This is a genomic window from Terrabacter sp. RAF57 (assembly GCF_052113925.1).
Taxonomy (GTDB): Bacteria; Actinomycetota; Actinomycetes; order Actinomycetales; family Dermatophilaceae; genus Terrabacter.
The window spans coordinates 134961-148452 of record NZ_JBFRDT010000001.1; the positions used below are offsets into that span (position 1 = coordinate 134961).

The window sequence follows — 13492 nt, forward strand, 5'->3', positions numbered from 1 at the left end:
CAAGGGGACCGCATGACCCAGCAGGACCAGGGGGCCACGTCGTCGCGTCGCGGCGGCCGCTTCCGTATGCCGTCACGCAGGGGAGCGCCGGCCGGTGCCGGTGCGCCCGTGGCGGCGTCCGCCCCCACGGCGGCCACGACCGGCGGTCGGGCGCGCGCCGTCCCGGGCACGACGAGCCGGGGGATCCGTCAGATCACCCAGCCGATCACACGATCCATCGAGCAGGTGGCCGGTCAGACCGAGGGCGTGTGGCGCCCGGTCGCCGGCATCCTCCGGTGGATCTCACCGCTCGGCTGGACGATCCTCGCGCTCGGCCTCGTCTGCTGGTTCGTGGGGGCCCGCTGGGGCTGGACCGAGCTGCTCATGGTGGCCGCGGCGGCCCTGCTCCTCTTCGCGATCTGCTTCGTCCTCGCCCTCGGTCGCACCAAGGTCCGCATCCTCGCCGAGGTCGACCCGCGCCGTGTCGTCGTCGGCGACCCCGCGACCGGGCGCATCCTCGTCACCAACGAGGCCCGCACCCCCATGCTGCCGATCCTCGTCGAGCTGCCGGTGGGTCTGTCGGCCGCGCGATTCGTGCTCCCCGCCCTGACCTCGGGCAACGCCCACGAGGAGCTCTTCGTCGTGCCGACGTCGCGCCGCGGCGTCATCCAGGTCGGGCCCGCCACGACGGTCCAGGGTGACCCGCTGGGTCTCATGCGCCGCACCCTGACGTGGACCGAGCGCACCGAGCTCTTCGTCCACCCCCGCACCGTCGCGCTCGAGTCGCTCGGCGCCGGTCTGCTGCGCGACCTCGAGGGCAGCACCACCGAGGACGTGTCGATGAGCGACCTCGCCTTCCACGCGTTGCGCGAGTACCAGCCCGGCGACGACCGCCGATACATCCACTGGCGCAGCTCGGCCAAGGCCGGCAAGCTCCTCGTGCGCCAGTTCCTCGACACGCGCCGGTCGCACGTGACGATCATCGTGGACCCCGACCCGGAGCAGTACCGCTCGGGTCACGGCAAGACCGGCCGGAGCGACCGCGACGTCGAGCGGGACGTCATGGCGGCGAACGCGCCGACGGCGATCCAGGCCGACGTCGAGACGGCCATCTCGGTCGGCTCCTCGATCATGGTCCGCGTCATGCTCGACGAGCAGGACTGCACCATCGTCTGCGGGTCGCAGAAGGTCACGAAGTCGGTGCCGCAGGTCGGCCTCGACGCGATGTCCCGGGTCGAGCCCGGGCCCGTCGACCTCTTCACCACCTCGCTCGACGCCGCCGACCTCGCGCCCGACACGAGCACGTGCTTCATCGTCACCGGTCCGCACCGGCCGTTCATCGAGCTGCAGCGCGCGGCCGGGCAGTTCCCGCCCGAGGTGACGCGCGTCATCGTCGTCCTCGACCCGCAGGCCGACCACGGCATCCGTCGAGGCGGTGGCCTCGTCATCCTCACGCTCGCCGCGCTCGAGGACCTCCGCACACTTCTCGTCGGAGGGGTGGCCCGATGAGCTCTCCGACGTCTCCCGGCGCTGCCGGCTGGATCCCTGCACCGCCCCCGTCCGCACTGGTCACGCCCCCGTCCGCGGGTGAGCGCGTCCGCACGCAGCTGTCGCGTCTGCTGCCCACCACCACCCACCTCGTCGACGCCGGCTTCACCGTCGTGCTCGTGGGCCTCGCCCTCGTCGGCTTCCGCACGACGTTCTTCGGCCTCGGTTGGCTCTGGGTCGGCCTCGCCGGTCTCGTCATCGGAGTGCTCGTCGCCCACGTGACCGCGACCTTCCGGGCACCCGGGGTGCTCACGCTGCTCGCGGTCGCGGCGGCATACCTCCTCCTCGGTGGTCCGCTCGCGGTCCGCGAGGACCTCATCGCCGGGTTCATCCCGTCGGGCGAGACGTTCGCGACCCTCGTGCACATGGCCGTGCCAGGCTGGAAGGAGCTGCTCACCGCGCTCCCGCCCGTCGACTCCGAGGGCCCCTACATGGCCCTGCCGTTCCTCTTCGCGCTCGTCGGTGGGTCGCTGACCTACGGCGTCGCGCGCCGGTGGACCGGCGCCGTGACGGCGCTCGTCGCGCCGGTGGTGCTGCTCGTCGCGTCGATCGTGCTCGGCACGCTGACGCCCGCAGGCGTGCTGCTCCAGGGCGCCCTCTTCGCCCTCGTCGCCATCGGGTGGACGGCGTTGCGCAGCAACCGCAACCGACCCGCGCTGCAGAACGGCGCGGGTCGTGCGACGCGCGCGGTCACCACCGCGGCCCTGCTCGCCGTCGCGACCGTGGGTGGCTTCTTCGTCGGTCCGATGCTGCCGGGCGCCGACCCCGCTGACCGCACGGTGCTCCGCACCGGCCTCCAGCCGCCAGTCGACGTGACGCAGTACGCCTCCCCGCTGGCCGGCTTCCGCCAGTACACCGAGCCCAACGGCTCCGAGCTCTTCGACAAGACGCTGCTCACGGTCAAGGGACTGCCGCCCGGTGTCCCGGTGCGCATCGCGGCGCTCGACTCCTACGACGACTTCGTGTGGGGCGCGGGCAACAACGCCAACCTCGGCACGGGCGAGGTCCCGGAGGGCACGAGCTTCCGCAAGGTCGGCAGCCACATCGCCGCGGAGGGGGCCGGTGACCCGGTCACCGCGACCGTCGGTGTGCCGGCCGGTGGCTACAGCGACGTCTGGCTGCCGACGTTCGGCACCGTCACGGGTCTCGACTTCGGTGGACCCCGGKGGGACCAGCTTGCGGACGACCTGCGCTTCAACGTCGACACCGACACCGGCGTCCTGCCCGAGAAGCTCCAGGCCGGCGACACGTACTCCGTCAGCGCCCTGGCGCAGAAGGTCGACGCGCAGCTGCCCAAGGACGTCGACGTGGCCGACGGCACCGTCGTCGACAGCCAGAACCTCACCTTCATCGACGACAAGATCTCGCCGTGGACCGAGCGCGTCGACGGCCAGTGGCAGAAGGTCGTCGCCGTGGCCAAGGCCATGCAGGACGGCGCCTACACGGACGGCGGCGCCCCGGGCGACTACCAGAACGTCTTCCTCCCCGGCCACAGCCTCCGGCGGATGACCCAGTTCATGAAGGCCACCCAGCTGGCCGGCAACGACGAGCAGTACGCGTCGGCGCTCGCCCTCGCTGCCAACCGCCTCGGCGTGCCGGCCCGGGTGGTGCTCGGCGCCGAGCCCGACGCCACCGGCTCGATCAAGGGCAAGGACGTCCACGCCTGGGTCGAGATCGCCAAGACCGACGGCTCGTGGCAGCCGATCTACTGGAAGCAGTTCGTCCCAGACMGCAACAAGAAGCCGCAGCAGCTGATCCAGAAGTCCGAGGAGAAGAAGACCGGCGCCCAGGTGCCGCCGCCCGCGGCCAACAACCCGCCGAGCGTCCTCCAGGGTCCCGATCAGGCGCAGAACGCGACCCAGCTGAAGAACCCGCCCAAGGACGACAAGAACCCGCTCGACCCCGACAACTGGCCGGACTGGCTTCGGTGGCTCTTCTTCTTCGTCGTCGTGCCGCTGCTCGTCCTGCTCCTCGTCTACGGCGCGATCCGACTCGCCAAGTGGCTGCGGCGGCGTCGCCGGCGCACGACCGGCGAGACCGCGAGCCGTGTCAGCGGCGGGTGGCGCGAGGTCGTCGACACGGCCCGCGACCTGCGGATGCCGCTGCCGGTCAAGGGAACTCGACTCGAACAGGCGCGCGCCCTCGAGGAGCACGTCTTCGGCCCGCCGCCCGAGAAGCCGAGCCCGGTCGTCGACGGCGCCCTCATGGGCGCCCCGGTCCGCGTGACCTCCTCGGTCTCGGAGCCGGCCGACCCGGGGCGCACCGAGCCCCTCCGTCCCGGCGAGCCCTCGAAGACGGGGGCGACCCCGGTCGGGGCCCCGGCGCCGAACCTGGCGCTCGTGCCGCTCGCGGCCGCCGCCAACGGCCACGTCTTCGACGTCGCCGAGCCGACGCCCGAGGAGGTCGAGGCCTTCTGGGCCGACGTCGAGACGGCGCGCAAGCGGATCCGCAGCGGGCAGGGCTTCTGGCAGAAGCTGCGGGGCGACGTGTCGCTGCGCACCTTCCGCGACCACCTGCCCACCGGGGCCGGACTCGGCCCTGCCCTCGCGCGGACGTCGCGCCGCCACGGCGGTCCGCAGCAGCCGGTTCGACGCGGCAAGACCACCAAGGCCGGGATCGGCACGAGCGCGCCCGGCCGCGACGCCGGACGTCGCGGCAGCCGGCGCGGAGCAGGATCGAGCCCGAACAACTCGAACGCCTCGAACAGCACGAAGGGTGACGCGTGAAGCTGAAGTTCGTCCTCCGGTCGGGAGACCGTGAGACCGACCTCGTCGCGACGACGGACTCCGCCACCACGGTCGGGGACCTCGCCGCCTATCTCGCGGCAGCCGACCCGCACCGCTCGAGCGTGCTCGGCGTCGACGCCCCGATGACGCTCGCCCTCGTCGACCAGGACATGCGTGGCCTCGACCCCCGTGCGACCGTCGCCGAGAGCGGCCTCCAGTCCGGCATGCGCGTCTCGACGACCCGTGCCGGCGAGGGCTTCGTCGACCGGGGCCGGCCCGCGGCCGTCGCCTACATCCGCACGGGCCCCGACGCCGGGCGCGAGTTCCCGCTCGCCCGCGGGACGGCATACATCGGCCGCGGCCGCGGCAGCGAGGTGCAGCTGTCCGACGAGTCCGTCTCGCGCAAGCACGCCAAGCTCGTCATCCAGGAGGTCGTCGAGGTCGTCGACCTCGGCTCGGCCAACGGCATCACCGCCGGGGGGCAGCAGGTCACCCGTGCCCACCTCAAGAGCGGTGACGTCGTGCGCATCGGCGACACCGAGCTCGAGGTGCACCTCGAGGGCGACGGCGTGGTGACGCGACCCGGCAGCGGCGTGCTGTCGGGCGACGCCGGCACCGTGGCGTTCTCGCGCTCTCCGCGCGTGGCGCCGCTCTTCTCCGGCCAGGAGTTCCAGGTCCCGGACCTGCCCGAGCGCGGCAAGCCCAACCCGATGCCGCTCGTCGCGATGATCGTGCCGCTGCTCATGGGGGCGGTGCTCTTCGCCATCACGAAGAGCCCGTTCTCGATCATCTTCATGCTCATGATGCCGGTCATGATGGCGGGCACCTACTACGAGGCCCGCCGCCAGCAGAAGAAGGACTTCGCGCAGGCGATGGAGGACTTCACGGAGGACCTCGCACTCCTCTCGCAGCGCATCCGCGGCTCCCTCGAGGTCGAGGGCCACACCCGTCGCGGTGAGCACCCCAGCGGCACCGAGTGCCTGACCGCGGTGCGCGACCGGAGCGCCCTGCTCTGGACCCGTCGTCGCGACGGCAACGGCTACGCCGAGCTCCGGCTCGGCCTCGGCACCCGTCCGTCCCGCTCGGCCATCAAGATGCCGGCCGTCGGCCGCTCCAAGGCCGAGGCCTGGCTCGAGGTCTCCGAGCAGCTGCACGGCCTCGAGGTCGTGCACGACGTGCCGATCGTCGCGAGCCCGCTCGCCGACGGTGCCATCGGCGTCGCCGGCCAGCGCGCCAACGCCCTCGGCGCCGCACGCTCGGTCGTGCTCCAGACCGCCGCGCTGCACTCGCCCGCCGAGCTCGCCGTCTGCTCCTTCGCCTCGGGCAGCTCGGCCCGCGACTGGGACTTCCTCAAGTGGCTGCCGCACACGACGTCGCCGCACAGCCCGATCGGCACCGACCACCTCGCTGCCAGCGCCCCGGCCTGCTCGGCGCTCGCCGACGCCCTCGAGGACATCATCGAGGCCAAGGGCACCGCGAACGAGCGCGAGCAGGCCAGCGCCGAGCGCCCGACCGTCCTCGTGCTCGTCGAGAGCGACGCGCCCATCGACCGCAGCCGTCTCGTCGCCATCGCCGAGCGCGGCCACCGCCAGGGCGTCCTCGTGCTCTGGGTCGCCGAGACCCAGCAGCTGCTCCCGGCGGCCTGCCACACCTTCCTCGTCGTCAGCGACGACCAGAGCTCGCTCGCCGGCTACGTCCACGCCGGCGAGGAGGTCCAGCCCGTCGCCGTCGACCGCATCGGCTACGACGAGGCGATGGCCTGCGCCCGCCAGCTCGCACCGGTCGTCGACGCCGGCGTCCCCGTCGACGACGCGAGCGACCTGCCGCGTGCCGTCTCGCTCCTCACCCTCGCCGGCACCGACCTCGCGAGCTCCGAGGAGGCCGTCATCGAGAAGTGGGGCGAGTCGCGCTCGATCCTCACCGGTCCCTACGCGCCCGCCGTGCTGCCCCGCAAGCCCGGCAACCTGCGCGCCATCGTCGGTCAGTCGAGCCAGGGCACCTTCTCCGTCGACATCCGCTCCGACGGCCCGCACGCCCTCGTCGGCGGCACGACCGGTGCCGGCAAGTCCGAGCTGCTCCAGGCCTGGATCCTCGGCATGGCCGCGGCCCACTCGCCGCAGCGCGTCACCTTCCTGCTCGTCGACTACAAGGGTGGCTCGGCCTTCCGCGACTGCGTCAAGCTGCCGCACACCGTCGGTCTCGTCACCGACCTCTCGCCGCACCTCGTCCGTCGTGCTCTCGCCTCCCTCGCGGCCGAGCTGCACTACCGCGAGCACCTGCTCGCCCGGCACAAGGCCAAGGACCTCCTCGAGCTCGAGCGTCGCGGAGAGGTGGACGCCCCGCCGTCGCTCATCCTCGTCGTCGACGAGTTTGCCGCGCTCGTCCAGGAGGTGCCGGAGTTCGTCGACGGCGTCGTCAACGTCGCGCAGCGCGGCCGGTCGCTCGGCCTGCACCTCATCCTCGCGACGCAGCGTCCCGCGGGTGTCATCAAGGACAACCTCCGCGCCAACACCAACCTCCGCATGGCGCTGCGGATGGCCGACGAGAACGACTCCGACGACGTGCTCGGGTCCAAGGAGGCCGCTTTCTTCGACCCTGCGCTGCCCGGCCGTGCCGTGTCCAAGACCGGCCCCGGCCGGCTCGTCCCCTTCCAGACGGGGTATGCCGGTGGGTGGACCTCCGACGTCCCGCCGCCCCCCGACATGAAGGTCGAGACGCTCACCTTCGGCCGAGGCGTCGAGTGGGAGCCGCCGCGCGTCGAGGGCGCCGACGACGCCGCGGACCTCGGGCCCACCGACATCCAGCGTCTCGTCAGCACGCTCGGTCGGGCCGCCCGCGTGGCCGAGCTGCCCAAGCCGCGCAAGCCGTGGCTGCCGGACATGCGCTCGGTCTACGACCTCGCGACCCTCCCGACGCAGCGCCGCGACGACGAGCTCGTCTTCGGCGTCGCCGACGACCCCGACAACCAGGCCCAGCCCGAGATCGCGTTCCGCCCCGACAAGGAGGGCAACATCGCGATCTACGGCACGTCGGGCTCCGGCAAGTCCGTCTTCCTCCGCTCGATGGCGGTCGCGGCCGGCTACACGGTGCGCGGCGGTCCCTGCCACGTCTACGGACTCGACTTCGGCAACCGTGGTCTCGCGATGCTCGAGGCCCTGCCGCACGTCGGCTCGATCATCCCCGGGGGCGACCACGAGCGCGTCATCCGCCTCCTCCGCACGCTCCGGTCCACGATCGACGAGCGCGCCTCGCGCTACTCGGCCGTCAGTGCCGCGACGATCACCGACTACCGTCGCCTCGCCGGCCGCCCCGACGAGCCGCGCGTCATCGTCCTCATCGACAACATGACGGCGTTCCGCCAGGCCTACGAGGTCGGCGGCCGCTTCCAGTGGCTCGACCTGCTCGCCGGCCTCGCCGCCGACGGCCGACCGGTCGGGGTCCACTTCATCATCGCGTCCGACCAGCGCACCGGCCTGCCGACGAACCTCGCTGCGGCCGTGCAGGGCCGGATCATCCTGCGCATGAGCAACGTCGACGACTACTCCGTCTTCGGCGTGCCGGGTGACGTCCTGACGATGGCCTCACCCCCGGGGCGCGGGCTCATGTCCGGGTCCGAGGTGCAGGTCGCGGTGCTCGGCGGCTCGTCCGACGTCACCGTGCAGGCCGCTGCGATCGAGGCCTTCGCCGACGCGACCCGCAAGGCCGGCGTCAGCCAGGCCCCGCCGATCGAGAGCCTCGCCGAGGTCATCCCCCTCGGCGACCTCCCGTCGGAGTTCACTGGGCGTCCAGTCGTCGGGGTCGCGTCCTCGACGCTCGAGCCGATCGGCTTCGACCCGAAGGGCACGTTCATCATCACCGGGCCGTCCGGGTCGGGACGCACGACCGCCGTCGCGACGACCGCGGCCGGCCTCTTCCGTTTCAGCTCGGGATCGGCGCTCTACCTCATGACGCCGCGTCGCACGTCCGAGCTGCTCGACCTCGGCATCTGGGCCGAGACCGCCGTCGGTGGCGAGGCCACGTCGGCTCTCGCGGGCCGGCTCGCTGCCGAGATCGAGGAGGGGCGCGTCACGAGGCCGATCGCCGTCTTCGTCGAGCGCATCGACGACCTCGCGCCGTCGGGCGCCGAGAACGCCCTGACGACCCTCGCCAAGGCCTGCGTCGACAACGACCAGCTCGTCGTCGCCGAGGGCGAGGCCGCCTTCTTCAGCAGCAACTTCGGCCTCCAGGCCCTGCTCAAGACGTCGCGCTCCGGCCTCGCCCTGCACCCCGACGGCAACGAGGGCCTGTCCGTCTTCAAGGCCAACCTCCCCGCCCTCAACCGGGCAGAGCTGCCCCCGGGCCGGGGTTTCATCATCGAGAAGGGCAAGTTCGAGCTCCTCCAGGTGGCCCGACCATGAGCCTACAACTCAAGCCGAAAGCCTTGGTGCACAGGGGAATCGGACGAAGCACACGGCATACGCCATCGGTGCCCCACAGGGTCACGAATCATGGGGAGTGCTCCCCATCGACACCCCCCGAGGGCTGACATAGGTTTCTGCATGTCGACGAAAGCCGCCCATCAGGACGAACTGCCCGAAGGGCCCAGCGGACGTCGAGGAGTTGGCACAGCGCGGGCCTGCACGGTTGGTCCGGAAGAGAACTTCCCGAATCAGTCGGGGGAACACAGGCAAAGGAGAAGGTCATGGCTTGGCTCGGAATGAACGACGATGAGGTCAACGCTCAGGGCAACGTCCTGCAGCAGCAGGCGGAGGCCATCCAGAAGCTCATCACGAAGGTCGACCAGGAGGTCGAGTCCCTGAAGCAGAACTGGCAGGGTGACGACTCCAAGCAGTTCGAGCAGGAGTGGACCGGCACGCACCGTCCCGAGCTCCAGAAGGCCCAGAAGCTGCTCACCGAGATGAAGTCGACGATCGACCACGAGGTCCAGCAGCAGCGCAGCACCTCGTCGCAGTACTGATCCACCTCATCTCACCACGACCTACACACGCTTCACTCCTGAAGGGGAACTGACATGGCTGTTTACAAGAAGGGTATGAATGCCGACGCGGTGTCCGCGTCCGGTGACAAGCTCGTCGGCTACAAGGGCGAGCTCGACGGCATCGTCGAGGCCGTCAACGGCGCCGTCTCCACGATCAAGGGCAACTGGGGCGGCACCGACGCCGACCGCTTCCAGAGCGACTGGCACGGCCAGCGTCAGGTCGTCTCGGCCGCCGGCGACAAGCTCGACGCCATGGGCAAGAAGTGCAAGACCAACGCCGAGTCGCAGAAGCAGACGTCGTCGAAGTGAGCCCGGCTGCCGCGTGAGCACGGCTCCGCAGCACCCGACGCGAAGGGTGGTCGCTCCCGGACAGGGGAGGAGCGGCCACCCTTTCGCCTGCCCGGCCCACGCGTGCCCCCCCGGGACGTATCAATTCGCTTGACAGCCGCGTCTGCCCGGTGTGAGACCTAGACTGAGCACCCAGAGGAGGGGCGACGCATGGGCGAACCTGGTGAACTCACCGAGCTGGTCGCCCGCGCCTCGCAGGGAGACGCCGCCGCGTGGAACACCGTCGTCGAGCGCTTCTCGTCACTGCTGTGGGGCGTCGCGCGCGGCCACCGGCTCCGACAGGAGGACGCCGCCGACGTCGTGCAGAACACGTGGCTCAAGCTCCTCGACCACCTCGACACCATCGCGCAGCCCGAGGCACTGGCGGGCTGGCTCTCGACGACGGCTCGCTATGAGTGCCTCGCCGTCCTGCGCAAGAGGGGCCGCGAGCACCTCGTGCGCGACGACGACCTCGCGACGCGTGTCGTGGATGACCAGGTGCTGGCCCTCGACGCCGCACTGCTCGACGACGAGCGCGACGGCGAGCTCTGGACGTGCTTCTGCCACCTGCCCGAGCGCTGTCAGGTGCTCCTCCGGGCCCTCATGGCGAGCGACCGCCCGAACTACCGTTCCATCTCGGACGCGCTCGGGATGTCGGTCGGCTCGATCGGTCCGACCCGGATGCGGTGCCTCGACAAGCTGCGCGACCTCATCGGCGCCTCCGGCTACGTCTTCGACCCGAGGGGGAGGCCCTGATGTCTGACCAGGAGCTGCACCCGGACGACCTCGAGCTCCTCGACCGTCTGGGACGGATCGCGGCGGTCGTCGACCCCGTGCCCGATGCCGTCGTCGAGCTCGGCCGGGCCGCCTTCGAGCTGCGCCATGTCGACACGGCGCTCATGCGCCTGATGACCGGGACGCTGGACGAGGCGGCGGTGCGCGACGCGAACGGGTCGGGCATGGCCTCCCACCTCATCGTCTTCGAGCACGAGGGCGTGTCCATCGAGCTGGAGATGAGTCGTCGTGGTGACTTCGCGAACGTCGTCGGCGTGGTCATGCGGGCAGAGCGGCCGTATGCCGCAGGTTCCCAGGTGCTGCTCGAGACGTCCGCATCGCTGACCCGCCTCGACCTCGACGACGGCCAGTTCACCTTCGAACGGGTGCCGCTCGGCCTGGCTCGCATCGTGCTGGAGCACGACGGCGCGCGAGTCATGTCGACGCCGTGGTTCGACGCCCGCTGACCCGCACGGCGCAGGCCCTCAGCCACCCCAGACGGTGAACGATGCGGCCGTGGCCGCGAGGAGCGGGTCCTCGGCGCCGGCGGCCCGGGCATCACGGAGGCCGTCGGCGAGCGACCCGCCCGCGGCCACGGTTGCGTGGACGGTCGACATGACCCTCACCGTGGCGGCGTCGTTGACCGGGTTGACGCTCGCGACGACGGACCGGGTGCCCATGGCGAGCAGGCTCGACACGAGACCGAGCGCCTCGTCGGCGCCGATCGGGTGGACGCCCCCGGAGTCGCACGCAGACAGCACGACCGAGCGTGGGGGTCGTCTCAGCCGGTCGAGGTCGTGGACCATGAGGGGCCCGTCGGCGAGCATGAGTGACGAGAACAGTGGCGCATCCGCCCGGAAGTCGCCATGGGCCGCGAGGTGGGCCAGTCGGGCTCCCTCCAGGACGCCGAGGGTGGCCTCGACCGTCGCGGCCCCGCCGCCGAGCACCACGGCGTCACCGTGGAGGCGGCGCAGGTCGGCGACCTCGCGCTGCTCGGAGCTGAGGCCCGGGCCCGTGACGAGGGCGACGTGCCCGCGCGACGACCGAGGCGGAGCGTCCTCGCGCGACCGAGCCCACAGGGCGATCGAGGGCGAGACGGTGAGGGCCGCGTCCCGCAGCGCCGGCATCAGCGCGAAGGGCACGGTCAGCAGCGAGGCGGCCGGGACGACGAGCACCGACGGACGGCACCAGGCCGGATCGGGCGTCCCGAGCAGGACGTCCTGGAGCCGCTGTCCGGCAGCTGACACGTCGACGGCGCGCCCGTAGGCGGCCCGGCGCAGGGCGAAGCGGGCGTACGTCGCCTCGCGCTCGACCGACGCGGCGTCGCCGAGGCGTTGCAGCCGGGCCCGCCCGTCGGCCACGGTGACCGCGACGAGCGAACCGCGCACTATCGCGACGTAGAGCAGCGTCGTCTCACCGAGACGGTCGCTGAGACGGTCGAGGTCGCGGCCGACGTGGTCGGTGCCTCCGGCGCGCAGGCGGCGGTAGCGGCTGCGCACCGCCGACTCCAGGCGCGCGCGCTCGCGCACCAGGTGGTGCTCCTCCCCGCCGAGGGTGAGGCGGCGCGTCACGTCACGCAGCGCCGAGACCTGGCTCGCCAGCTCCGGGTCGTCGGGCGGGCGCACGGCCGGCCCGGTGAGGGCGGTCGCGCGCCAACGGTCGGTCCACCAGAGCACGGCCCGGGCGTCACCGGCTGCCTCCGCGTCCGCGACGGCGATCGAGACCAGGTCGAGCCCGTAACCGCTCGCGAGGGCGCGCAGCTCGAGGTCGCCGATGAGCGACCGGTGCTCGTCGACGGCGTCCAGCCCCCGCCGGCAGGCGTGCCGGAGCGCACGCCGGTCGCCGGCCTGCTCGGCGAGGAGCGCCTGGGCGAGCCAGGCCGCGGCACGGGGCAGGGGAGCGCCGTCGCTGCGCCGGTCGGCGGCGTCTCGGAGGGACTGAGACCGCAGGCGCTCGTGCCCGGTGTCGCCGGCGACCTGCGCCAGCAGCAGGAGGGCCTCCGGCAGGGACGGGTCGTCGAGTCGGCGCAGGACCCGTACGAGCGTCCGTGTCCGGTGCAGCAGCTCGGGCAAGGACGGACGGGGCAGGGCGCTGACCCCCYCGGTGGACCGGCGAGCCTCCTGCTCGGCGGCATATGCCGCCTCGAGCCCGAGCAGCGTCGACCGGGCCGCCCACCGGTGGCGACGGTGAGCGCGGAAGGTCAGCTCGGCCTCCCGGGCGCGCGTGGCCGCGGCCTCCCACCGGCCCAGCAGGAGCGCGGCGCGCGCCGACGCCAGGAGCAGGTCGGCCCGCCACACCGGTGCCAGGTCGGGACGTGCCAGCGCGGCCTCCAGCAGGCCCTCCGCCTCGGCCCCCAACCGGGCCGTGAGCAGTGCCTCGGCATGGTCGACGAGCTGCTCGACCGAGTCGACCCCGGCCGTCCGGTAGCGCTCCTCCGCCTGGTCCATCAGCGTCAGGGCCACGACGACGTCGCCGCGCTGGAGGGCGACGAGGGCCCGGTTGCGTGCCGAGAGCGTCGCCTCCAGGACGGCCCCCATCTCGAGGTGGACGGCCTCGGCGGCGGCGTAGTCCGCGCTCGACCCGTCGGCGTCACCGAGCGCTCGGCGGGCATCGCCGCGCGACCCGAGCGCCCTTCCCTCCCAGAGACGGTCGTGTGCCCGCCGGCTCAGCTCCACGGCCCGCGTGAGGTCTCGCACGGCCTCGTCGTAGCGACCGAGCAGCCAGAAGGTGCACCCGCGCAGGTGGAGCACCCGGTGCCGGGTGGGGCCGGTGCTGAGCCGCAGCGCGCGTTCGAGCTGCAGCAGCCCCTGGGCGGTGCGCCCGGCGAAGACGAGGGTCGTGCCGAGCGTCGCCCGCACCTCCGCCTCGCGGTCGGGTCCCGCGCGACGGGCGTACGCCACGGCCCGTCTCGCCTGGGCGAGGGCGGCCTCCGTGCGCCCGCGGTCACGCTCGACGATGGCGAGGGCGTGGTGTGCGAGCGAACGCTCGTGAGGCCCGGCCGGTCCGGCCAGCAGCTCCAGAGCCGTTGTGGTGGCGAGGCCGGGCTGGGATATTGCGAGAGGGAGCAGGTCGTCCGCGACAGGGCTCGGGGGACGTGTATCAGCCGCGGCGGCCGCCTCGTCTGCTGCATGTCTGGCGTTCATGTCGGACCTGTTTCATG

At 72.4% G+C, this 13492-nt stretch carries 8 protein-coding genes; 7 read left to right on the top strand and 1 reads right to left on the bottom strand.

The window, feature by feature from the left end:
- The first annotated feature begins 12 nt into the window (after positions 1-12).
- The 7 genes from AB4Y83_RS00600 to AB4Y83_RS00630 all read left to right on the top strand — a co-directional run bounded on the left by AB4Y83_RS00600 (position 13) and on the right by AB4Y83_RS00630 (position 10799).
- Positions 13-1488, top strand: coding sequence for a DUF58 domain-containing protein (locus AB4Y83_RS00600; protein WP_442295709.1), 1476 nt, complete (start codon positions 13-15; stop codon positions 1486-1488).
- Positions 1485-4253, top strand: a complete 2769-nt coding sequence (locus AB4Y83_RS00605; protein ID WP_442295710.1) for a transglutaminaseTgpA domain-containing protein — start codon at positions 1485-1487, stop codon at positions 4251-4253. Before AB4Y83_RS00600 ends, AB4Y83_RS00605 begins: the two co-directional genes overlap by 4 nt.
- Complete coding sequence (locus AB4Y83_RS00610) at positions 4250-8650, top strand: FtsK/SpoIIIE domain-containing protein (RefSeq protein ID WP_442295711.1); 4401 nt, start codon at positions 4250-4252, stop codon at positions 8648-8650. The genes AB4Y83_RS00605 and AB4Y83_RS00610 overlap by 4 nt, the downstream gene beginning before the upstream one ends.
- A gap of 284 nt (positions 8651-8934) precedes the next feature.
- A complete protein-coding gene (locus AB4Y83_RS00615; protein WP_081633740.1) occupies positions 8935-9210 on the top strand; it encodes a WXG100 family type VII secretion target in 276 nt (91 codons plus the stop codon).
- A 54-nt stretch (positions 9211-9264) separates the two neighbouring features.
- Positions 9265-9540, top strand: coding sequence for a WXG100 family type VII secretion target (locus tag AB4Y83_RS00620; protein WP_156022898.1), 276 nt, complete (start codon positions 9265-9267; stop codon positions 9538-9540).
- A 189-nt stretch (positions 9541-9729) separates the two neighbouring features.
- Complete coding sequence (locus AB4Y83_RS00625) at positions 9730-10314, top strand: RNA polymerase sigma factor (RefSeq protein WP_056779656.1); 585 nt, start codon at positions 9730-9732, stop codon at positions 10312-10314.
- Positions 10314-10799, top strand: a complete 486-nt coding sequence (locus AB4Y83_RS00630; protein WP_442295712.1) for a carboxypeptidase regulatory-like domain-containing protein — start codon at positions 10314-10316, stop codon at positions 10797-10799. Before AB4Y83_RS00625 ends, AB4Y83_RS00630 begins: the two co-directional genes overlap by 1 nt.
- Before the next feature lie 18 nt (positions 10800-10817).
- Here AB4Y83_RS00630 and AB4Y83_RS00635 read toward each other — a convergent pair whose 3' ends face one another.
- Positions 10818-13475, bottom strand: coding sequence for a CHAT domain-containing protein (locus tag AB4Y83_RS00635; protein ID WP_442295713.1), 2658 nt, complete (start codon positions 13473-13475; stop codon positions 10818-10820).
- Positions 13476-13492: the final 17 nt, after the last annotated feature.